Here is a 19,326-nt window from a genome sequence, read left to right as displayed (position 1 = left end):
ACGAATTGCGGAGCGAGGAGCCGAGGGCCGGCAGCCGAAGCGGATAGCGCCGGGGATCCGGCCAGCGCCGCCACGAGGGCCAGCGGAAGAAGGGACTTCGGGCTCACGGGAGCGAGGGATAATCGCGGCGGGAGCAAGGCGCAAACCGTTACGCACCGCGGAGGACGCTTCTCGCGGGGCTGTTGCACGGACTCCGCGCCTCGCCCCGCTCGCCGGCCGGCGCGCAGGCGTTGACGCGGCGCGGGGGCGGGGCGAGGCTCGGCGACCGAGCCTGGAGGAGTGCCGCCATGAGCCCGCTCGACGCCCCCGCGCGCAACAGCGACCTCGACGCCGCCCTGGCGGAGGCGCGCGAGCGCTACACGGCGCAGCGGCCGAGGAGCGCGGCGATCCATGCGCGGGCGCGCGAGGTGATGCCGGGAGGCAACACCCGGACCGTGCTGTTCTACACCCCCTTCCCGACCGCCATGGCGCGCGGCGAGGGCTGCCGGCTGTGGGACGTGGACGGCCACGAGTATCTCGACCTCTGCGGCGAGTACACCGCCGGGCTGTTCGGGCATTCGGACGAGCGCATCCTGGCGGCGGTGCGGGAGGCGTTGGCGCGCGGCGTGAACCTCGCCGCGGTGGGGGAGAACGAGGGCCGCCTCGCCGGGCTGATCGTCGGGCGGTTCCCCTCGATCGAGCTGGTGCGGTTCACCAATTCGGGGACCGAGGCGAACATCATGGCGCTCGCCGCGGCGCGGGCCTTCACCGGGCGCAGGACGGTGATGGTGATGCGCGGCGGCTACCACGGCGGGGTTCTGACCTTCCCGGTCGGCGGGTCGAGCGCGGTGTCGCTGCCCGTGCCGCTGGTCTTCGCCGACTACAACGACGCGGAAGGGGCGGCGCGGGCGATCCGCGAGGCGGGGGAGAGCCTGGCCGCGGTGCTCGTGGAGCCGATGCTGGGCTCCGGCGGCTGCATCCCGGCGCGGCCGGAGTTCCTCGCGGCGCTGCGCGGGGCGACGCGGGAGACCGGCGCGCTGCTCGTCTTCGACGAGGTGATGACGAGCCGCCACGGGCCGGGCGGGCTGCAGCAGCGCACCGGCGTGATCCCGGACATGACGACGCTCGGCAAGTACATCGCCGGCGGGATGAGCTTCGGGGCCTTCGGCGGGCGGGCGGACGTGATGTCGGTGTTCGACGGCCACCGGCCGGGCTCGCTGCCGCATGCGGGGACGTTCAACAACAACGTCCTCTCGATGGCCGCGGGCTGCGTGGCGATGGGGGAGATCTTCCGGGCCGAGGCCGCGGAGGCGCTGTTCGCGCGCGGCGAGGCGCTGCGCGAGCGGCTGAACGCCGCCTGCGCGCGCGCCGGCACGGCGATGCACTTCACCGGCGTCGGCTCGATGACGCAGCCGCACTTCCGCCGCGGGCCGGTGACGCAGCCCTACGCGGAGACGCCCGCCGAGGCCGGGCTGCGCGAGCTGTTCTTCCTCGACATGCTGGAGGCGCGCGTCTACATCGCGCGGCGCGGCATGACGGCGCTGAGCCTGCCGGTGACGGAGGCGGACTGCGATCGCTACGTCGCCGCGGTGGAGGAGTTCGTCGCCGCGCGGCGGCCGCTGCTGCCGGAGGCCTGAGCAGGGCGCCACGCGGCGCCGCCCGCCGGGGCTGGCCTGCCTCTCCCGGACCTCCGCCGGTTAGGCCCTTCGAAGCTGGATTGGCGGCGAGAGATCGCGGCCAGTGGGTATCGGTCGCCAGCAGGACATGGTGGAACTCGCGTCGGCATGTGACCGGCACGCCGCCTCGGCCAGGCGGCGGCCCCCCTGTAGAGGCCGTTGAGCCGGGGCAGCCGCCACGGGCGCTCGCCCCACCGGTCAGGCGTGAACTCGCAGAGCACTGCCGGCGGATCGGGGCCACCGAACGGCCGGTCGTCCCGGAGGTAGGCGCGGAACCGACCGGTCGCCGCGCGGCCGCGCTCCGGTGCCAGCGTTGGCGTCGGCGTGGACGCGGGCGGCGGCGACGACGTGGCGGCCGATGTGCCCGGGACCGGCTCGGGCAGGGTGGCCGACGAGCCGGCCCAGCCCACTATCAGGCCCCGCTGCCGGTCGGCGCCCCTGCGGGCATAGATCTCGGATTGCCGGTAGGGCGAATGTGGTCGCAGCACTTCGAGACCAGTAGGTGGACCGCCAGCCCTGGGTGGGGCCTGTCGCGCTCGATCGGCGAGGAGGGCATCGGCGCCTGCGCCATCGCCTCGCAGATCCTGCACGAGAACGCGGTCCGGACGCGCCGCGCCATCTCGAACCGGCCGGGCGGTACTCCGGGGCTCAGGGCATGCCCTGAACCCGTCACGTCCTTGTCCACCTTCCGCAGCACGCCGCCACAGGCGCGGCAGGTGCAACCCTCGCCGGGGAGTCGCTTGATGATCTGGTGCGGCAAGCGGTCCGGCAAGGAGCGATGGCCGCGGGTGTGGAGCTCTCCCCGGCGCTCCGGCCTGGGCGCCGTCCCCGTTGGCACCAGGGCCATCCGCGGTGGAGATGCCGGCGAGCACGTCATCAAGGTGCGGTTCGCGCGGGGCGATTTCGGCAGCAAGGCGCTCCAAGGAGCGCCCAAACCGCTGCTGCCGCAGCCGCTTCGCCTCGAGCGTCTTGGCCTGCAGCCCGAGTTCTGCCGCGCGCCGCGCCGCCCGCTCCTCGGCGAGGAGCCCCCTGCGAAACGCGGGTTGATGGCTCTGACCGACGCGAAAGGAGTGGCGGAGCGCTGGTTCGCCTTCGTTGACGCCATCCTCGGCACCCGGGCGGGAGCTCCGGGCGCACTGCCCCCATCAGGCGGCGAGGCGTTCGGTGCGGCGGGGGTTCAGAGCGATGCAGAGCAGCCGCAGGTGGGCGCCATTGCGGGCGAGGCCACGATAGCACACCCGGCGCCGGCCATGCTGCGTCTCAGCGTGCCGAAGGCGCGCCCGACCTGGCCATGGATGAGCGCGAGCACGGCGTCCATCCAGCGCTGCCAGGGCGCCAGCCGCCGGCGGGTGTGGCCGCGGTGCACGATGCCGTCCGCGATGCCGTTCGACGCATGCGTCGAACCGGCCAGCGCCTCGCGGCGGACCATCGCATCGTGGGCCTTGGCGGCGAACACCGCCGCCTCATCGCCTTGCACCAGCGCATCCGCCGCGAGGCTGTCGCCGACGTCCGCGCCGGTCAGGCTCGCGCCGCGCACCGGGTCCGAGCCGAGGTCCACGGCGAGATGCACCTTCAAACCGGAGAAGCTCGTCGCGTCCGGGTCCTGCGTCGAGACCTCGCCCCCGCCGAGGGGGCCGCACCACTGCGGCCTCGACCAGAGCGGCGTCGGTCAGCGTGCCGGCCTTCAGCATCGGGCCTTTCGCGTCGAGTTGGCGGTTCACCTCGGCGAAGAGGCGCTCGGTGAGGTCACGCTCCGCGAGCGCGGCCCGGAACCGGCAAAGCGTCGTCTCGTCGGGCGGGGCGGCGTTCCCATCCCGCGGCCATCCCCCCGCCCGCCCTCCGCATGCGCAGGGAAAGGGCAAGCCGGAACGGCGAGGCGGCGCAGAGGCGCGCGAGAGAGGCAGGGGGACCTTCACGTCCCCCGCCCGGCTGGCCGCGCGAGGGACGCGGCGCGGTTCAGGCGGCGCCGGCCTCGGCGCCCTCCTCCGCCTGCGGCTTCGGGCCGCTGCCGAGGCCCTTCGCGGCGGGGTTGCGGTCGACCAGCTCGATCACCGCCATGGTCGCCGCGTCGCCCTGGCGGACGCCGGCCTTGAGGACGCGGCAGTAGCCGCCGGGACGGGCGCGGTAGCGGTCGGCGATCTCGCCGAACAGCTTCGCCACTACCGTCTCGTCCATCAGCTTCGCGTAGGCCTGGCGGCGTGCGTGCAGGTCGCCGCGCTTGCCGAGCGTGATGATGCGCTCGACGTAGGGGCGGAGCTCCTTGGCGCGCGGCAGGGTGGTGGTGATCTGCTCGTGCCTGATGAGCGAGGTCGCGAGGTTGCGGAGCATGGCGAGCCGATGGTCGGTCGGCCGGCCGAGCTTGCGGCCGGAGATGCCGTGGCGCATGGTTGCGTGATCCCTAGACCTTCGCCGTGCTCAGAACGGCTCTTCCAGCTTCTTGGCGAGCTCCTCGATGTTCTCCGGCGGCCAGCCCGGCACGGTCATGCCGAGGGACAGGCCCATGGAGGCGAGGACCTCCTTGATCTCGTTCAGCGACTTGCGGCCGAAGTTCGGGGTGCGGAGCATCTCCTGCTCGGTCTTCTGCACCAGGTCGCCGATGTAGACGATGTTGTCGTTCTTCAGGCAGTTGGCGCTGCGCACCGACAGCTCGAGCTCGTCCACCTTGCGCAGCAGGTTGCGGTTGAAGGGGAGCTCCTCGTGGGTCTCCTCGACCTTGCGCTCGCGCGGCTCCTCGAAGTTGACGAAGAGCTGGAGCTGGTCCTGGAGGATGCGCGCGGCGAGGCCGACCGCGTCCTCCGGGGCGACGGTGCCGTCGGTCTCCACGGTGAGGACGAGCTTGTCGTAGTCGGTCACCTGGCCGACACGGGTGGGCTCCACGCGGTAGGCGACGCGGCGCACCGGGGAGTAGATCGCGTCCACCGGGATCAGGCCGATCGGCGCGTCCTCGGGCCGGTTCTGGGCGGCCGGGACGTAGCCCTTGCCGGTCGCCACGGTCAGCTCCATCGAGAGCTTCGCGCCCTCGTCGAGGGTGCAGATGACCAGCTCGGGGTTGGCGATCTCGATGTCGCCGGTGGTCTGGATCTGGCCCGCCGTCACCTCGCCGGGTCCGGTGGCGCTGAGCTGCAGGCGCTTCGGGCCCTCGCCGTGGTAGCGGATGGCGAGCTGCTTGATGTTGAGGACGATGTCGGTCACGTCCTCGCGCACGCCGGGCAGCGAGCTGAACTCGTGCAGCGCGCCGTCGATGCGCACCGCGGTCACGGCTGCCCCCTGGAGCGAGGAGAGCAGCACGCGGCGCAGCGCGTTGCCGAGCGTCATGCCGAAGCCGCGCTCCAGCGGCTCGGCGACGATGGTGGCGGTGCGGCTGGGGTCGGCGCCCGGCTCGACGTCGAGCTTCTCCGGGCGGATCAGCGAGCGCCAGTTCCTTTCGATCACGGTCTAACCTCTCCTCTGCCCCCCGGGCGGCGGTGCGGCGGGCGGCCGCGCGGCGCGCGCGATGCGGCGGCGCGCCGCGCGGTGCGCTCAGACGCGGCGGCGCTTGCGCGGGCGGCAACCGTTGTGGGGTATGGGGGTCACGTCGCGGATGGCGGTGACGTTGAAGCCCACGGCCTGCAGCGCGCGCAGCGCGCTCTCGCGGCCCGAGCCGGGGCCGCTGACCAGGATCTCCAGCGTCTCCATCCCGTGCTCGCGCGCCTTGCGGCCGGCGTCCTCGGCCGCGACCTGGGCGGCGTAGGGGGTGGACTTGCGGCTGCCCTTGAAGCCCTGGCTGCCGGCCGACGACCAGGCGATGGCGTTGCCCTGCGCGTCGGTGATGGTGACGATGGTGTTGTTGAAGGAGGCGAGGACGTGCGCCACGCCGGTCGCGATGTTCTTGCGCTCCTTGCGGCGGATGGGGCCGGCGCCGCGGGCGCCGGCGCGGGGCTCGCGCGCCATCTTACTTCGTCACCTTCTTCTTGCCGGCGATCGGTACCGCCTTGCCCTTGCGCGTGCGCGCGTTGGTGTGGGTGCGCTGGCCGCGCACCGGGAGGTTCCGGCGGTGCCGCAGCCCGCGGTAGCAGCCGAGGTCCATCAGCCGCTTGATGTTCATCGCCACCTCGCGCCGCAGGTCGCCCTCGACGCGGTACTCGCGGTCGATCAGCTCGCGGATGCGGAGCACCTCCTCGTCCGTGAGCTGGTTCACCCGGCGGTCCTCCGGGATCCCGAGCCGCTCGCAGATGTCCTTCGCGTTCTTCGGGCCGATGCCGTAGATGTAGCGGAGGCTGATCGGCACCCGCTTGTTGGTGGGAATGTTCACGCCGGCGATGCGCGCCACGTCGTCTCTCCTGGAGCCCCTCGCGCCGGCCGCCGCCGGCGTTCGCTGTCCGCAAGTTTCAGGCAATGGCAATGGGCGGCCGGAACCCGCCCCGGCCGCGGAGGGGCGGGGATACCGCCTGGCCCCCCTCCCGTCAAGTCTGCGTGGGAGGCGGCCCCGGGGCCCGGCCGCCGCCCTCGAGGATCGCGTCGATCTGCCGCGCCACCTCCTCCATCGGGGCCATGCCGTCCACCACCCGGAGCTTCCCCTGGGCCGCGTAATAGGGCAGCAGCGGCGCCGTCTGGCGGTGGTAGGCGTCGAGCCGGGCCTTGACCGTCTCGGCCTTGTCGTCGGCGCGGCGGACGAACTCGGTGCCGCCGCAGACGTCGCAGACCCCGGGGGTGCGGGGCCGCTTGAACCGATCGTGATAGCCCTCGCCGCAGCGTGCGCAGGTGAAGCGGCCGGAGATGCGCTCGACCAGGGCGGCGTCGTCCACCTGCAGCTCGATCACGTGGTCGAGGGCGAGGCCCTTCTCGCGCAGCATCAGGTCCAGCGCCTCGGCCTGCGGGACGGTGCGGGGGAAGCCGTCGAGGACGAAGCCCTGCGCGCAGTCCGGCCGCGCCACGCGCGCGGCCAGCATGGCGGTGATGATGGCGTCGGGGACCAGCTCGCCCCGCTCCATGATCGCCTTGGCCTCGCGCCCGATCGCGGAGCCGGACTTCACCTCGGCGCGCAGCATGTCGCCGGTGGAGATCTGGGCGATGCCGTACCGGTCCTCGAGCCGCTTCGCCTGGGTGCCCTTGCCCGCGCCGGGCGGGCCCAGAAGGATGAGGTTCATCGCCCGCGCCCTCCCGGCTGCGTGCCGCGCCCGCCGAGCCGGGCCTTGCGGATCAGGCCCTCGTACTGGTGCGCGAAGAGGTGGGACTGGATCTGCGCCACCGTGTCCATGGTGACCGAGACGATGATCAGCAGCGATGTGCCGCCGAAGTAGAAGGGCACGCCGTACTGGCTGATCAGGATCTCCGGCAGCATGCAGACGAGGGCGAGATAGAGGGCGCCCACTGTCGTCAGCCGCGTGAGCACCCGATCGAGGTACTCGGCGGTGTTCTGCCCGGGCCGGATGCCCGGGATGAAGCCGCCGTACTTCTTGAGGTTATCGGCCGTCTCCGACGGATTGAACACCACCGCCGTGTAGAAGAAAGCGAAGAAGATGATCAACCCGGCGTAGAGCGCCATGTAGAGCGGCTGCCCGTGCGCCAGCGCGTCGGCGACGGTGCGCAGCAGGCCCGGCTCCTCCGTCGTGTCGACGGAGAAGCCGGCGATGGTCGCGGGCAGCAGCAGCAGCGAGGAGGCGAAGATCGGCGGGATCACCCCGGCGGTGTTGATCTTGAGCGGCAGGTGGGTGCTCTCGCCCCCGAACATTCGGTTGCCAACCTGGCGCTTCGGGTACTGCACCGGGATCCGCCGCTGCGCCCGCTCGATGAACACCACGAAGGCGATCACGGCCAGCGCGATCAGCAGGAAGGCGAGCACGAAGAAGGTCGAGAGCGCGCCGGTGCGGGCGAGTTCGAGTGTCGCGACCAGCGCGCTCGGCAGGTTGGCGACGATCCCGGCGAAGATGATCAGCGAGATGCCGTTGCCCACCCCGCGCGCGGTGATCTGCTCGCCGAGCCACATCAGGAACATCGTCCCGCCGGTGAGCGAGACGACGCAGGAGATGCGGAAGAACCATCCCGGGTCGTACACCGCGGGGCCGAACTGGCCGCGCACCCCCTCGAGCCCGATGGCGATGCCCCAGGCCTGGAACACCGCGATCAGCACGGTGAGGTAGCGGGTGTACTGGTTGAGCTTCTTCCGCCCCTGCTCCCCCTCCTTCTTGAGCTGCTCCCAGGCGGGGATGGCCGCGGTCATCAGCTGCACGATGATCGAGGCCGAGATGTAGGGCATGATGTTCAGCGCGAACACCGTCATGCGCCCGAGGGCGCCGCCGGTGAACATGTCGAACATGCCGAGGATGCCGCCGCCGTGCTGGCGCAGCAGCTCGCCCATCACCGCCGGGTCCACGCCGGGGACGGGGACGTAGGTGCCGATGCGGTAGACGATCAGCGCGCCCAGCGTGAACCAGATGCGCTTCTTCAGCTCGGTCGCCTTCGCCAGGACGCCGAGGTTGAGACTGGCCGCGAGCTGCTCGGCGGCGGAAGCCATCAGGGACCCTCCTCGCGGCGGCGGCAACGCCGGGACGGTGGCTCCTCCCTGCGGCGCCGCAGCAGCACTCCTACGCCCTCAATTGCGCCCCGGTGCAGGGCGCCGCAAGAACGCCCGCGCGGCGTGCCGCGCGCGACGGCACGCTTCGCAGCGCGCGCCGCCGTCGCCGCACCGAACTCAGGCCGCGGGCCCGGCCTCGGTTCCGGCCGCCGTCGGCGCGGCCGTGGTCGTCACGCTGCCGCCCGCCGCCTGGACCGCCGCGACCGCCGCGGCGGAGGCGCCGGAGACCGTGATCGTCACCGGGCGCCTGATCTCGCCCTTCGCGAGCAGCCGCACGCCGGCGAACTTGGTCGCGCGCCGCACCACGCCGGCGGCGCGCAGCATCGCCTCGTCGATCGGCTGGTCGGCGGGCAGGCGCCCGGCCTCGATCGCCTTGTCGAGCATGCCGAGGTTGAGCGGCGCGTACACCTTGCGCGTCGGGTTGACGAAGCCGCGCTTCGGCAGGCGGCGGTAGATCGGGAGCTGGCCGCCCTCGAACCCGTTCAGCCGCACGCCGGTGCGCGCCTTCTGGCCCTTCACGCCGCGGCCGCCGGTCTTGCCCTTGCCCGAGCCGATGCCGCGGCCGATGCGCTTGGACTTCGGCCGCGCGCCGGGATTGTCTCGGATCTCGTGCAGTTTCATCTCAGCCACCCTGACCGGTCGGGGTCTCGTCCACCTTCACCAGGTGGGCGACCTTCCGGATCATGCCGCGCACCGCGGGCGTGTCCTCGAGCTCGCGCGTGCGGTGCATCCTGTTCAGCCCGAGCCCGATCAGCGTCTCGCGCTGGCCGGGCTTGCGGCCGATCGGCGAACCGATCTGCGTCACCCGGATCGTCTTCTTCGGAGCGTCGGACACCTCAAGCCTCCTGCGCCGCCGCCGCGCCGCCGCGCTCGCCCGGCCGCGGGCCGAGGATGTCGGAGACCTTCTTGCCGCGCCGCGCCGCGACCGCGCGCGGGCTGGTGCACTTCGCGAGCGCCGCGAAGGTCGCCTTGACCATGTTGTGCGGGTTGGTGGAGCCGGTGCACTTGGCGACCACGTCGCCCATGCCCAGGGTCTCGAACACCGCGCGCATCGGGCCGCCGGCGATGATGCCGGTGCCCGCCGGAGCGGAGCGCAAGATCACGCGGCCGGCGCCGAACTCGCCGATCACGTCGTGGTGCAGCGTGCGGCCCTCGCGCATCGGGACGCGGATCATGCCGCGCTTGGCCTGCTCGGTTGCCTTGCGGATCGCCTCCGGCACCTCGCGCGCCTTGCCCGCGCCCCAGCCGACGCGGCCCTTCTGGTCGCCGACGACGACGAGGGCCGCGAAGGAGAAGCGCCGGCCGCCCTTCACCACCTTGGCGACGCGGTTGATGGAGACGAGCTTGTCCTGCAGCTCCTCGCCCCCCTCGCCGCGCTCGCGCTCACGCTGGCTCTCGCGGCGGCCGCGGTCGCCCCGCTCGCCACCACCGCCGCCGCGCCGGCGGCGCTGCGGCTGCTCGGCGGGCGGGTGCTCGCCGCCGCTCGCCGCCTCGGCCGGGTTCGTCGGTTCACGTGCCATAGAACTGCTCCTCAGAACGACAGCCCGCCCTCGCGGGCCGCGTCCGCCAGGGCCTTGACCCGGCCGTGGTAGAGGTAGGGACCGCGGTCGAAGACGACCCTGGTCACGCCCGCCGCCAGCGCGCGCTCCGCCACGCGCTTGCCGACCGCCGCCGCCGCCGCCTTGTCGGCGCCGGTGCGGAGCTGCTCGCGCAGTTCCCGTTCCAGCGTCGAGGCGGCGGCGAGGGTGCGCCCCGCGGCGTCGTCGATCACCTGGGCGTAGATGTGCCGGCCCGAGCGGTAGACCGAGAGCCGCGGCCGCCCGTGCGACTTGATCTTCAGCGAGTAGCGCAGCCGCCGGCGGCGGCGCTCCTCCAGTGCGAGCTTGTCGGTCGCCATTACTTCTTCTTGCCCTCCTTGCGGAGGATCACCTCGTCCGTGTAGCGGATGCCCTTGCCCTTGTAAGGCTCCGGCGGGCGGAAGGCGCGGATCTCCGCGGCCACCTGGCCGACGCGCTGCTTGTCCGCGCCCTCGACCTTGATCGCGGTCGGCCGCTCCGCGGTGATGCGGATGCCCTCCGGGATCGGGTAGCGGATCTCGTGGCTGTAGCCGAGGCTGAGGACGAGCTCCTTGCCCTGCACCGCGGCGCGGTAGCCGGTGCCGGTCATCTCCATGGACTTGCTGAAGCCCGCCGAGACACCGGTCACCATGCTCTGCACCAGGGAGCGCGTGGTGCCCCACATGGCACGGCTGCGGCGGTCCTCGCCACGGGGCTTCACCGCCACCGCGCCGGCGCCGACCTCGACGTCCACCTCATCCGTCAGGTCGAGCCTGAGCTCGCCGTTCCTGCCCTTGGCCACCAGGGTGCGGCCCTGCAGCGCCACCTGGACGCCCGACGGGACCGGCACCGGGTACTTGCCGACGCGAGACATGGTCGCGGCGCCTCCGCTCAGAACACGCGGCAGAGGACCTCGCCGCCGACATTGGCGGCGCGGGCCTCGGCGTCGCTCATGACGCCGCGCGGGGTGGAGAGGATCGAGATGCCGAGGCCGCTGTACACCTTCGGCAGCTCCTTGATCTTCGAGTAGACGCGCCGGCCCGGCTTGGAGACCCGAGTGATCTCCTTGATGGCCGGCTCGCCCTCGCTGTACTTCAGCTCGATCTGCAGCTGCCGCACGCCGGGGCGCAGGTCCTCGGCCCGCCAGGCGCGGATGTAGCCCTCGCGCTTGAGGACCTCGCAGACGCTCTCGCGCAGTTTGCTGTGCGGCGCGACGCACTGGCTCTGCCGCGCGCGCTGCGCGTTGCGGATTCGGGTCAGCATGTCGCCGAGGGGATCGGACATGGACATCCTGCGTCGTCCCCCTTCCTACCAGCTCGCCTTGACCAGGCCGGGAAGCTGGCCCTTGGAGCCGAGCTCGCGCAGCATGTTCCGGCTGAGCTGGAACCTGCGGTAGTTGCCCCGCGGGCGGCCGGTGATCGCGCAGCGCAGGCGCACCCGGTTCGCCGCCCCGTTGCGCGGAAGCTGCGCGAGCTTGAGCGTCGCCTCGAAGCGCTCCTCGATCGGCAGTGCGCGATTCATCACCACCGCCTTGAGCGCCGCACGCTTCGCCGCATGCAGCTTCGCCAGCCGCTCGCGCCGCTTGTTCTTCTCGACAGCCGACTTCTTGGCCATTCGGTCATCGTCCTCCGGAACCTGCCGGCCCTGGGGCCGGCGGTTTTCCAAGCTCAACCCGTGAAGGGAAAGTTGAAGGCCTTGAGCAGGGCCTTCGCCTCCCGGTCCGTCCTTGCCGTGGTGACGAACACGATGTCCATGCCGCGGACCGTGTCCACCTTGTCGTAATTGATCTCCGGGAAAATGATCTGCTCCTTCAGGCCGAGCGCGAAATTGCCGCGCCCGTCGAAGCCCTTGTTGCCCGGGATCCCGCGGAAGTCGCGCACGCGCGGCAGCGCGATCGTCACCAGACGGTCGAGGAACTCGTACATCCGCGCCTTGCGCAGCGTGACCTTGCAGCCGATCGCCTGGCCCTTGCGGATCTTGAACCCCGCGATCGCCTTCTTGGCCAGCGTCCGGACCGGCTTCTGCCCACTGATCAGCGTGAGGTCGGCCACCGCCGCGTCGAGCTTCTTCGGATCGCCCGCCGCCTCGCCGACGCCCATGTTGATCACGATCTTCTCGAGCTTCGGCACCGCCATCGGGTTCTTGTAGCCGAACTCCTCGATCAGGCGCTGGCGCACCACCTCGTCGTAGAGGCGGCGCAGCCGCGGCGCCTCCGACGGCGCGGCCCGCACCTCCTGCGCAGCGGCGACGGCCGCGACCTGCCGGTCGGAGGCCTGCGCCGCCTGCTGCTGCGCGCCCCTGCCGCCCGCCGGCCCGCGCGCGGGGGTCCGCGCCGGGGCGGCGCCCTTGCCCTTGGCGGCGGCGCCGCCCTTGGCGCCGCCCTTGCCCTTCGTCCCGCTCATGCGTCGAGCACCTCACCCGAGGACTTGGCGTAGCGCACCTTTCTCCCGTCCTCGAGGACGCGGAAGCCGACGCGCGTCGGCCGGTCCGACTTCGGATCGATCAGCGCCAGGTTCGAGAGGTGGATCGGCGCCTCCTTCTCGATGATGCCGCCCGGCTGGTTCAGCCCGCGCGGCTTCTGGTGGCGCTTGACCATGTTCACGCCCCGCACCAGGGCCCGCCCCTCGGCCGGCATCACGGTGACGACCTCGCCGCGCTTGCCCTTGTCGCGCCCGGCGAGCACCTGCACGCGGTCGCCCTTCCTGATCTTCGCCGCCATGGCCCTACAGCACCTCCGGCGCGAGGCTGACGATCTTCATGTACTTCCTCGCCCGCAGCTCGCGCACCACCGGCCCGAAGATGCGCGTGCCGATCGGCTCGCCCTGCTTGTTGATGAGCACCGCGGCGTTGTTATCGAAGCGGATCGCCGTGCCGTCGCCCCGCCGCACCGGATAGGCGGTGCGGACGATGACGGCGCGGTGCACCTCGCCCTTCTTCACCTTGGCGCGCGGGATCGCCTCCTTCACGGAGACCACGATCACGTCGCCCACGCTCGCCGTCTTGCGCTTCGACCCGCCGAGCACCTTGATGCACTGCACGCGCCGCGCGCCGGAGTTGTCGGCGACGTCGAGATTCGATTCGACGCTGATCACCGCCGGGTCCTCCCCCTCACGCCTGCGCCGCGGGGGCGCCGGCCGGCGCCCCGATCGGCTTGCCCTTCACGAGCGCCGGCCGCTCCAGCGGCTGGCCGTTCCGGCCGACCACCAGCCAGGTCTTGCGCTTGCTGATCGGGCGGCACTCCTCGATCTGCACGAGGTCGCCTTCCTTGCAGAGGTTGCCCTCGTCGTGCGCCGCGTACTTCTTCGAGCGCCGGATGAATTTCTTGTAGAGCGGGTGCATCACGCGACGCTCGACAAGCACCGTGACGGTCTTGTCCATCTTGTCGCTGACCACCCGGCCCGTGAGGACTCGCCTCGGCATCGCCGCCGGTCTCCCCTCAGCCCCGCTTGTCCGCGGCCGCCGCCTCGGCGCGGCGCCGCTCGTTCATCACCGTCTTCACCCGCGCGATGTCGCGCCGCACCTGCCGGATGCGGCTGACCGCCTCCAGCTGGCCGGTGGCGCGCTGGAAGCGCAGGTTGAACTGCTCCTTGCGCAGGTCGAGCAGCGTCGCCTGCAGCTCGTCGCGCGACTTCGCGCGCACCTCGCCGATCTTCATGACCTCAGGCCTCCGCCCCGGCGCCGAGGCGCGTGATGATCTTGGTCTTGATCGGCAGCTTCGCCGCGCCGAGCGTCAGCGCCTCGCGCGCCGTCTCCTCGGGGATGCCGTCGATCTCGAACATGATGCGGCCGGGCTTGACCCGGCAGATCCAGTACTCCGGCGAGCCCTTGCCCGAGCCCATGCGGACCTCGGCCGGCTTGGTCGAGACCGGCACGTCCGGGAAGACGCGGATCCAGACGCGGCCGGCGCGCTTCATCGCGCGCGTGATCGCGCGCCGCGCCGCCTCGATCTGGCGCGCCGTCACCCGCTCGGGCTCGAGCGCCTTCAGGCCGTAGGCGCCGAAATTGAGCGTGAAGCCGCCCTTGGCGAGGCCGTGGATGCGGCCCTTGTGGGCCTTGCGGAACTTCGTGCGCTTGGGCTGCAGCATCGTTCTTCACATCACCGCTGCGGCGCCTGCTCCGCGGCGCGCTTGTCCTGCGCCATCGGGTCATGCGCCATGATCTCGCCCTTGAACACCCACACCTTGACGCCGCAGGTGCCGTAGGTGGTCTTGGCGGTCGCCTGGCCGTAGTCCACGTCCGCGCGCAGCGTGTGCAGCGGCACCCGCCCCTCGCGGTACCACTCCATGCGCGCGATCTCGGCCCCGCCGAGGCGCCCGGAGCAGTTGATCCGGATGCCCTGGGCACCGAGCCGCATGGCCGACTGCACGGCGCGCTTCATCGCGCGCCGGAAGGCGACGCGGCGTTCGAGCTGCTGCGCGATGCTCTCGGCCACGAGCTGCGCGTCGATCTCGGGCTTGCGGATCTCGAGGATGTTCAGCGCCACCTCGGCGCCGGCCATCTTCTGGAGGTCCTTGCGCAGGCCCTCGATCGCCTCGCCCTTCTTGCCGATGATCACCCCCGGGCGCGCCGCGTGGATCGTCACCCGCGGCTTTTTCGCCGGCCGCTCGATGACGATGCGGGAGACGCCGGCGCCCTTCAGCCGCTCGCGCAGCATGTCGCGCAGCTTGATGTCCTCGTGCAGCAGCTTGGCGTAGTCGTCGTCGGCGTACCAGCGGCTGTCCCAGGTCCGGTTGATGCCGAGCCGCAGCCCGATGGGATTGACCTTCTGGCCCATGCTTACGCCGCCTCCTGCCGGGCCGGCGCGGGCGCCTCGGGCGCGCGCTCCGCCACCACGATCGTCATGTGGCTCAGCCACTTCTCGATCCGCGCCGCGCGGCCGCGGCCGCGGGCGTGGAAGCGCTTCATCACCAGCGCCCGCCCCACTTCGACGCGACTGACCACGAGCCGGTCGACGTCGAGGTGGTGGTTGTTCTCCGCGTTGGCGATCGCGCTCTCGAGCGTCTTCTTCACCTGGCGGGCGATGGCGCGTTTGGAGAAAGTCAGGTGCGCGAGCGCGTCCTGCGCCTTCTGCCCGCGGATCAGGCCGGCGACGAGGGCGAGCTTGCGCGGGCTGACGCGGATGTTGCGCGCCACCGCCTGCGCCTGGGTCTCGTCGAGCCTGCGCGGCATCTTCGGCTTGCTCATGGCGTGCTGCTCAGCCCCGTTTCGCCTTCCGGTCGGCCGCGTGGCCCGTGAAGGTCCGAGTCGGCGAGAACTCGCCGAACTTGTGGCCGACCATGTTCTCCGTCACCTGCACCGGGATGAACTTCTTGCCGTTGTACACCCCGAAGGTGAGGCCGACGAACTGCGGCAGGATCGTCGAGCGGCGCGACCAGATCCGGATGATCTCGTTGCGCCCGGACTCGCGGGCCTTTTCCGCCTTGCTGAGCAGGTAGCCGTCGACGAACGGCCCCTTCCATACGCTGCGCGAACCCATCCTCGCCTCAGCCCTTCGTCGCGTGGCGGCGCCGGATGATCAGCCGGTCCGTCCGCTTGTTGCTGCGCGTCTTCTTGCCCTTGGTCGGGACACCCCACGGCGTCACCGGATGCCGCCCGCCGGAGGTGCGGCCCTCGCCGCCGCCATGCGGGTGGTCGATCGGATTCATCGAGACGCCACGGTTGTGCGGGCGGAAGCCCAGCCACCGCATGCGCCCGGCCTTGCCGAACTGCTGGTTGCTGTTGTCCGGGTTGGACACCGCGCCGATCGTGGCCATGCACTCGGCCCGCACCATGCGCAGCTCGCCAGACATCAGCTTGATCTGCGCATAGCCCTGGTCCTTGCCGACGAGCTGCGCATAGGTCCCGGCCGCGCGCGCGATCTTGCCGCCCGCGCCCGGTTTCATCTCCACGTTGTGGATGATGGTGCCAACTGGGATCGCGGCCATCGGCATCGCGTTGCCCGGCTTGACGTCCACCCGCTCGCCGCTGACCACCTGGTCGCCCGCCTTCAGCCGCTGCGGCGCGAGGATGTAGGAGAGCTCCCCGTCCTCGTAGCGGATCAGCGCGATCCAGGCACTGCGGTTGGGGTCGTACTCCAGCCGCTCGACCGTCGCCGGTACGCCGAACTTGGCGCGTCGCTTGAAGTCCACGTAGCGGTAGGCGCGCTTGTGCCCGCCGCCGCGGAACCGCACCGTGATGCGGCCGTGCTGGTTGCGTCCGCCGGAGGAGTGCTTCCCCTCGGTCAGCGCCTTGACCGGCTTGCCCTTCCACAGCTCGGACCGGTCCACGAGGACCGTGCCGCGCAGGCTCGGCGTGACCGGTTTGTAGGTCTTCAGTGCCATGGCGTCACGCCAGCCCCGTCGTGAAGTCTATGCTCTGGCCGGGCCCGAGCCGGACCATCGCCTTCTTCCAGTCCGACCGCCGGCCGAGGCGGCCGCGAAAGCGCTTGGCCTTGCCCTTCATGGTCAGAGTGTTCACCGCGACCACCGTCACGCCGAACAGCCCCTCGACCGCGGCCTTGATTTCGGGCTTGGTCGCCCCGAGCGGCACGCGGAACACGACCCCGTTCTGCTCGCCGAGGCGCGTCGCCTTCTCCGTGATCACCGGCGAGAGGATGGTCTGGTACATCCGCTCGCGCGAGAGGGCCGCGCCGCGCTTCGCGGCGCCGCCCGTCGCCTGCTGCGCCGTCCCGCTCACGCCAGCCGCTCCTTCAGTGCCTCCACGCCCGCGCGGGTCAGCGCCAGCACGTCGTGGTTCAGGATGTCGTACACGTTGGCGCCGACGCCCGGCAGCACGTGCACGTGGGGGAGGTTGCGCACGCAGCGGCCGAAATGCTCGTCCACCTCCGCGTCCACCACCAGCGCGCTCTTCCAGCCGAAGGCCTTTACCCGCGCCGCCATCTGCTTCGTCTTGCCGTCCGGCGCTCCGACCGCGGCGTCGAGCACCACGAGCTTGCCCTCCCTCGCCTTGGCGCTGAGGGCGTGGATCAGGCCGAGCCGGCGGACCTTCTTGTTGAGGTCGTAGCCGTGGTCGCGCACCACCGGGCCGTGCACGACGCCGCCCTTGCGGAACTGCGGCGCGCGCAGCGAACCCTGGCGGGCCCGGCCGGTGCCCTTCTGGCGCCAGGGCTTCTTCGTGGTGCCCTGCACCTCGCCCATGCCCTTGGCCTTGTGCGTGCCGGCGCGGCGCCTGGCGAGCTGCCAGTGCACCACGCGCGCGAGGATGTCGCCCCGCGGCTCCGCCGCGAAGAGCTCATCCGGAAGCTCGATCTCCCCCGCCGGGGTGTTGTCGAGCGTGACGACAGGAACCTGCATCGGAGCGCCCATCCGTCCTCAGGCCGCCGCGGTGGCCGCGGGGTAGGGCGCGTCGGCGGGGCGCGGACGCTTGACCGCATCGCGCACCAGCACGAAGCCGCCCGCCGCGCCGGGCACCGTGCCCTTGACCAACAGCAGCCCCCGCTCGGCGTCCACCTGCGCGACCTCGAGGTTCTGCGTGGTCACGCGCTCGGCGCCGAGGTGGCCGGCCATCTTCTTGTTCTTGAACACCCGCCCCGGGTCCTGGCGGTTGCCGGTCGAGCCGTGGCTGCGGTGGCTGATCGAGACGCCGTGCGACGCCTCCAGCCCCGCGAAATTCCACCGCTTCATCGCCCCCGCGAAGCCCTTGCCGACGGTGGTGCCGGTGACGTCCACCATCTGTCCCTTCACGAAATGCGCCGCGGAGAGCCGCGTGCCGGGATCGAGCAGCGCGTCGGCCGCGACGCGGAACTCCACCAACTTGCGCGGCGCCTCAACCCCCGCCTTGGCGAAGTGGCCCCGCATCGGCTTCGTCACGTTCTTCGGCTTGGCGTGGCCGATGCCGAGCTGCACCGCGGTGTAGCCGTCCTTCTCCGCCGTGCGGGTCGCGACCACGCGCACGTCCTCGACATGCAGCACCGTGACCGGCACCGTCGAGCCGTCCTCGTTGAACAGCCGGGTCATGCCCAGCTTCCTCGCGATCAGGCCTGTGCGGCCGTTCGTCGCGGCCATGGCAGCGTGCTCCCCCGGGCGCCCTACAGCTTGATCTCGACGTCCACCCCGGCCGCGAGGTCGAGCTTCATCAGCGCGTCCACCGTCTGCGGCGTCGGGTCCACGATGTCGAGCAGCCGCCGGTGCGTGCGGATCTCGAACTGCTCGCGGCTCTTCTTGTCGATGTGCGGCGAGCGGTTGACCGTGAATCGCTCGATCTGCGTCGGCAGCGGGATCGGGCCCCGCGTCCGCGCGCCGGTCCGCTTCGCGGTGTTCAGGATCTCCCGCGTGCTGGAATCCAGCACGCGGTAGTCGAACGCCTTGAGGCGGATGCGGATGCTCTGGCTTTCCATGCCGCTAGACCCGTTGCCCCCCGCCCCGCTCACTCGACGATCTTGGCGACGACGCCGGCGCCGACCGTGCGGCCGCCCTCGCGGATCGCGAAGCGCAGGCCCTCGTCCATGGCGATCGGGGCGATCAGCTCGACGTCCATCGAGACGTTATCGCCGGGCATCACCATCTCCACGCCCTCCGGCAGCCGAACGACGCCGGTGACGTCGGTGGTGCGGAAGTAGAACTGCGGCCGGTAGTTGGTGAAGAACGGCGTGTGCCGCCCGCCCTCCTCCTTGGTCAGCACGTAGGCCTCGGCCTTGAACTTGGTGTGCGGCGTGATCGAGCCGGGCGCGGCGAGCACCTGCCCGCGCTCCACGTCCTCGCGCTTGGTGCCGCGCAGCAGCGCGCCGATGTTGTCGCCCGCCTCGCCCTGGTCGAGCAGCTTGCGGAACATCTCGACGCCCGTCACCACCGTCTTCTGCGTCGGGCGCAGGCCGACGATCTCGACCTCGTCGCCGACCTTGACCACGCCGCGCTCGATCCGCCCCGTCACCACCGTGCCGCGGCCGGAAATCGAGAACACGTCCTCGATCGGCATCAGGAACGGCCGATCCTTCGGGCGGTCGGGCTGCGGGATGTACTCGTCCACCGCCTCCATCAGCTTGAGGATCGCCTGCTCGCCGATCTCGGGGTTGCGGTCCTCGAGCGCGCACAGGGCCGAGCCGCGGATCACCGGGATGTCGTCGCCCGGGAACTGGTAGGACTTCAGCAGCTCGCGCACCTCGAGCTCGACCAGGTCGAGCAGCTCGGGGTCGTCCACCATGTCCACCTTGTTCATGAACACGACCAGCGCCGGCACGCCGACCTGGCGGGCGAGCAGGATGTGCTCCCGGGTCTGCGGCATCGGACCGTCGGCCGCGCTGACGACCAGGATCGCCCCGTCCATCTGCGCCGCGCCGGTGATCATGTTCTTCACGTAGTCGGCGTGGCCCGGGCAGTCCACGTGCGCGTAGTGGCGCTTCTGCGTCTCGTACTCGACGTGCGCGGTCGAAATGGTGATGCCGCGCGCCTTCTCCTCCGGCGCCTTGTCGATCTGGTCGTAGGCCGTGTAGGTCGCGCCGCCGGTCTTCGCCAGCACCTTGGTGATCGCCGCGGTCAGCGACGTCTTGCCGTGGTCCACGTGACCGATCGTGCCGATGTTGCAGTGCGGCTTGGTGCGCTCGAACTTTGCCTTCGCCATGGTGGGG

General features: G+C 71.5%; 30 protein-coding genes. 1 reads left to right on the top strand and 29 read right to left on the bottom strand.

What is annotated here, in order from left to right; all coding sequences use genetic code 11:
* Positions 1-287 precede the first annotated feature (287 nt).
* On the top strand, positions 288-1,616 hold the full coding sequence (locus IEX99_RS14695; RefSeq protein ID WP_188901574.1) for an aspartate aminotransferase family protein: 1,329 nt from the start codon (positions 288-290) through the stop codon (positions 1,614-1,616).
* A 1,216-nt stretch (positions 1,617-2,832) separates the two neighbouring features.
* On the opposite strand, the gene IEX99_RS14690 is transcribed toward IEX99_RS14695, so the two are convergent.
* The 29 genes from IEX99_RS14690 to tuf all read right to left on the bottom strand — a co-directional run bounded on the left by IEX99_RS14690 (position 2,833) and on the right by tuf (position 19,319).
* The gene (locus IEX99_RS14690; protein WP_188901572.1) at positions 2,833-3,231 is read right to left on the bottom strand and encodes a hypothetical protein; all 399 of its coding nucleotides are present in this window, start codon (positions 3,229-3,231) and stop codon (positions 2,833-2,835) included.
* A 380-nt stretch (positions 3,232-3,611) separates the two neighbouring features.
* Complete coding sequence (gene rplQ, locus IEX99_RS14685) at positions 3,612-4,040, bottom strand: 50S ribosomal protein L17 (RefSeq protein ID WP_188901570.1); 429 nt, start codon at positions 4,038-4,040, stop codon at positions 3,612-3,614.
* A 30-nt stretch (positions 4,041-4,070) separates the two neighbouring features.
* Positions 4,071-5,087, bottom strand: a complete 1,017-nt coding sequence (locus tag IEX99_RS14680) for a DNA-directed RNA polymerase subunit alpha (protein ID WP_188901568.1) — start codon at positions 5,085-5,087, stop codon at positions 4,071-4,073.
* 87 nt (positions 5,088-5,174) lie between these two features.
* A complete protein-coding gene (gene rpsK, locus IEX99_RS14675; protein WP_188901566.1) occupies positions 5,175-5,585 on the bottom strand; it encodes a 30S ribosomal protein S11 in 411 nt (136 codons plus the stop codon).
* Between the two features lies 1 nt (position 5,586).
* Positions 5,587-5,964, bottom strand: a complete 378-nt coding sequence (gene rpsM / locus IEX99_RS14670) for a 30S ribosomal protein S13 (protein ID WP_188901564.1) — start codon at positions 5,962-5,964, stop codon at positions 5,587-5,589.
* Positions 5,965-6,097: 133 nt separating this feature from the next.
* The gene (locus tag IEX99_RS14665) at positions 6,098-6,781 is read right to left on the bottom strand and encodes an adenylate kinase (RefSeq protein ID WP_188901562.1); all 684 of its coding nucleotides are present in this window, start codon (positions 6,779-6,781) and stop codon (positions 6,098-6,100) included.
* Positions 6,778-8,148 (bottom strand): preprotein translocase subunit SecY, encoded by a 1,371-nt coding sequence (secY, locus tag IEX99_RS14660; protein WP_188901560.1) that lies wholly within the window; start codon positions 8,146-8,148, stop codon positions 6,778-6,780. Before secY ends, IEX99_RS14665 begins: the two co-directional genes overlap by 4 nt.
* Positions 8,149-8,325: 177 nt before the next feature.
* A complete protein-coding gene (rplO, locus tag IEX99_RS14655) occupies positions 8,326-8,829 on the bottom strand; it encodes a 50S ribosomal protein L15 (RefSeq protein WP_188901558.1) in 504 nt (167 codons plus the stop codon).
* A gap of 1 nt (position 8,830) precedes the next feature.
* The gene (gene rpmD, locus IEX99_RS14650) at positions 8,831-9,043 is read right to left on the bottom strand and encodes a 50S ribosomal protein L30 (RefSeq protein ID WP_188901556.1); all 213 of its coding nucleotides are present in this window, start codon (positions 9,041-9,043) and stop codon (positions 8,831-8,833) included.
* 1 nt (position 9,044) lies between these two features.
* Positions 9,045-9,728 (bottom strand): 30S ribosomal protein S5, encoded by a 684-nt coding sequence (gene rpsE, locus IEX99_RS14645; RefSeq protein ID WP_229678047.1) that lies wholly within the window; start codon positions 9,726-9,728, stop codon positions 9,045-9,047.
* An 11-nt stretch (positions 9,729-9,739) separates the two neighbouring features.
* Positions 9,740-10,105 carry a 50S ribosomal protein L18 gene (gene rplR / locus IEX99_RS14640; protein ID WP_188901554.1) on the bottom strand — a complete coding sequence of 122 codons (366 nt, stop codon included), beginning with the start codon at positions 10,103-10,105 and terminating at the stop codon, positions 9,740-9,742.
* Positions 10,105-10,638, bottom strand: coding sequence for a 50S ribosomal protein L6 (gene rplF / locus IEX99_RS14635; RefSeq protein ID WP_188901552.1), 534 nt, complete (start codon positions 10,636-10,638; stop codon positions 10,105-10,107). The genes rplR and rplF overlap by 1 nt, the downstream gene beginning before the upstream one ends.
* A 17-nt stretch (positions 10,639-10,655) precedes the next feature.
* Positions 10,656-11,054 carry a 30S ribosomal protein S8 gene (gene rpsH, locus IEX99_RS14630; protein WP_188901551.1) on the bottom strand — a complete coding sequence of 133 codons (399 nt, stop codon included), beginning with the start codon at positions 11,052-11,054 and terminating at the stop codon, positions 10,656-10,658.
* A gap of 18 nt (positions 11,055-11,072) precedes the next feature.
* Positions 11,073-11,378: a 30S ribosomal protein S14 gene (rpsN, locus tag IEX99_RS14625; protein ID WP_188901549.1), complete on the bottom strand. Its 306-nt coding sequence runs from the start codon at positions 11,376-11,378 to the stop codon at positions 11,073-11,075.
* Positions 11,379-11,431: 53 nt separating this feature from the next.
* Positions 11,432-11,995 (bottom strand): 50S ribosomal protein L5, encoded by a 564-nt coding sequence (rplE, locus tag IEX99_RS14620; protein WP_188901766.1) that lies wholly within the window; start codon positions 11,993-11,995, stop codon positions 11,432-11,434.
* Positions 11,996-12,162: 167 nt separating this feature from the next.
* The gene (gene rplX / locus IEX99_RS14615; RefSeq protein ID WP_188901547.1) at positions 12,163-12,483 is read right to left on the bottom strand and encodes a 50S ribosomal protein L24; all 321 of its coding nucleotides are present in this window, start codon (positions 12,481-12,483) and stop codon (positions 12,163-12,165) included.
* Positions 12,484-12,487: 4 nt separating this feature from the next.
* Entirely contained in the window at positions 12,488-12,856 is a 369-nt protein-coding gene (gene rplN / locus IEX99_RS14610) for a 50S ribosomal protein L14 (RefSeq protein ID WP_188901545.1), read from the bottom strand.
* A gap of 16 nt (positions 12,857-12,872) precedes the next feature.
* Positions 12,873-13,184: a 30S ribosomal protein S17 gene (rpsQ, locus tag IEX99_RS14605; RefSeq protein WP_188901543.1), complete on the bottom strand. Its 312-nt coding sequence runs from the start codon at positions 13,182-13,184 to the stop codon at positions 12,873-12,875.
* Between the two features lie 16 nt (positions 13,185-13,200).
* Positions 13,201-13,419 (bottom strand): 50S ribosomal protein L29, encoded by a 219-nt coding sequence (gene rpmC / locus IEX99_RS14600; protein WP_188901541.1) that lies wholly within the window; start codon positions 13,417-13,419, stop codon positions 13,201-13,203.
* A 4-nt stretch (positions 13,420-13,423) separates the two neighbouring features.
* Positions 13,424-13,849, bottom strand: coding sequence for a 50S ribosomal protein L16 (gene rplP / locus IEX99_RS14595; RefSeq protein ID WP_188901539.1), 426 nt, complete (start codon positions 13,847-13,849; stop codon positions 13,424-13,426).
* An 11-nt stretch (positions 13,850-13,860) separates the two neighbouring features.
* Entirely contained in the window at positions 13,861-14,538 is a 678-nt protein-coding gene (gene rpsC, locus IEX99_RS14590; RefSeq protein ID WP_188901537.1) for a 30S ribosomal protein S3, read from the bottom strand.
* 2 nt (positions 14,539-14,540) lie between these two features.
* Entirely contained in the window at positions 14,541-14,948 is a 408-nt protein-coding gene (gene rplV, locus IEX99_RS14585) for a 50S ribosomal protein L22 (RefSeq protein WP_188901535.1), read from the bottom strand.
* Positions 14,949-14,958: 10 nt separating this feature from the next.
* Positions 14,959-15,240, bottom strand: a complete 282-nt coding sequence (gene rpsS, locus IEX99_RS14580; RefSeq protein WP_188901533.1) for a 30S ribosomal protein S19 — start codon at positions 15,238-15,240, stop codon at positions 14,959-14,961.
* A 7-nt stretch (positions 15,241-15,247) separates the two neighbouring features.
* Complete coding sequence (rplB, locus tag IEX99_RS14575; RefSeq protein WP_188901531.1) at positions 15,248-16,084, bottom strand: 50S ribosomal protein L2; 837 nt, start codon at positions 16,082-16,084, stop codon at positions 15,248-15,250.
* Positions 16,085-16,088: 4 nt separating this feature from the next.
* Positions 16,089-16,370, bottom strand: coding sequence for a 50S ribosomal protein L23 (locus IEX99_RS14570; protein ID WP_188901764.1), 282 nt, complete (start codon positions 16,368-16,370; stop codon positions 16,089-16,091).
* Between the two features lie 65 nt (positions 16,371-16,435).
* Positions 16,436-17,056 (bottom strand): 50S ribosomal protein L4, encoded by a 621-nt coding sequence (gene rplD / locus IEX99_RS14565; protein ID WP_188901528.1) that lies wholly within the window; start codon positions 17,054-17,056, stop codon positions 16,436-16,438.
* Between the two features lie 18 nt (positions 17,057-17,074).
* Positions 17,075-17,767 carry a 50S ribosomal protein L3 gene (gene rplC / locus IEX99_RS14560; protein ID WP_188901527.1) on the bottom strand — a complete coding sequence of 231 codons (693 nt, stop codon included), beginning with the start codon at positions 17,765-17,767 and terminating at the stop codon, positions 17,075-17,077.
* 23 nt (positions 17,768-17,790) lie between these two features.
* On the bottom strand, positions 17,791-18,099 hold the full coding sequence (rpsJ, locus tag IEX99_RS14555; RefSeq protein WP_188901525.1) for a 30S ribosomal protein S10: 309 nt from the start codon (positions 18,097-18,099) through the stop codon (positions 17,791-17,793).
* Between the two features lie 29 nt (positions 18,100-18,128).
* Positions 18,129-19,319: an elongation factor Tu gene (gene tuf / locus IEX99_RS14550; RefSeq protein ID WP_188901523.1), complete on the bottom strand. Its 1,191-nt coding sequence runs from the start codon at positions 19,317-19,319 to the stop codon at positions 18,129-18,131.
* Between the last annotated feature and the right edge of the window lie 7 nt (positions 19,320-19,326).

This window comes from Caldovatus sediminis (assembly GCF_014644455.1).
Classification (GTDB): Bacteria; Pseudomonadota; Alphaproteobacteria; order Acetobacterales; family Acetobacteraceae; genus Caldovatus; species Caldovatus sediminis.
Note: the sequence above shows the minus strand (reverse complement) of the source record. Positions and strands in the feature narration are given on the sequence as shown.